Annotated in this window: 1 protein-coding gene; it reads left to right on the top strand. The window is 66.9% G+C overall.

Annotated features, from left to right (window positions below; translation table 11 throughout):
* Nucleotides 1-68 precede the first annotated feature (68 nt).
* Nucleotides 69-952, top strand: an 884-nt coding sequence (locus JCM9942_RS16885; RefSeq protein WP_256202421.1) for a type II secretion system protein GspD, incomplete at its 3' end; no start/stop codon positions are given.

Here is a 952-nt window from a genome sequence, read left to right as displayed (position 1 = left end):
GTGCCTCGCGCAACGGCGGCAATACGGGCGCCGCGGGCGCAACCAGCATCAGCACCGCGGGCGGACAGGTGGCCATCGATCCCATCCGCAACGTCATCGTCTTCCAGGGCGAAGCACAGCGCTGGCGCGCCATCCAGGGCGTGCTGGCGCGGCTGGACCAGCCGGCCCGGCAGGTGGTCATCGAGGTCACCGTGGCCGAGGTCACCATGACCGATGAATTCAGCCACGGCATCGAATGGGCGCTGCGCAATGTCAGCGTCAACGGCATGTCCGGCCCGGTCACGGCCCTGCAGGGGCTGGCCGGTACCGGTGGTGGCGGGCTGGTCTGGCAGGGCGTGTCCTCGTCGGGGCAGGTCAAGGCGCTCCTCAACCTGTTCGCCAAGGACAGCCGTGTTTCCATCCTGTCCACGCCGCGCATTCTGGTGAAAAGTGGCGAGTCGGCCAGTATCGATGTCGGTACCGAAGTGCCGATCATCACCAGCCAGGCCACCGCGTCGGATCTGCCCAGTACCGGTGGCAACAGCTCCATCCTGCAGTCCGTGCAGTACCGCAAGACCGGTGTGCTGCTGGATATCGAGGCGGTGGTGCATTCCGGCCAGCGCGTGGACCTGAAGATCAGCCAGGAGGTCAGCGAGGCCACCCCCACCGACACCAGCGAGATCTCCTCGCCCAGTGTGTTCAGCCGCAAGCTCAACACCAGCCTGAGCCTGGCCGACGGTGAAAGCACCCTGCTCGGTGGGCTGATCTCCAGCACCCGCAGTGACGGCAAGACCAAGGTGCCGTTGCTGGGCGATATCCCGATCCTGGGCAAGGCCTTCCAGAGCGCCAAGCGCAGCGGTACCCGTACCGAGCTGCTGATGCTCATCACCCCGTATGTGGTGGAGGATGCCGCGCAGACCCGGGCCATCACCGACGCCATCCGCGCCCGCTTCGGTGCGGCCGAACGTCGGCG

Source organism: Stenotrophomonas pictorum JCM 9942, assembly GCF_001310775.1.
GTDB lineage: Bacteria > Pseudomonadota > Gammaproteobacteria > Xanthomonadales > Xanthomonadaceae > Stenotrophomonas > Stenotrophomonas pictorum.
This window is presented reverse-complemented; position numbering and strand designations above follow the sequence as displayed.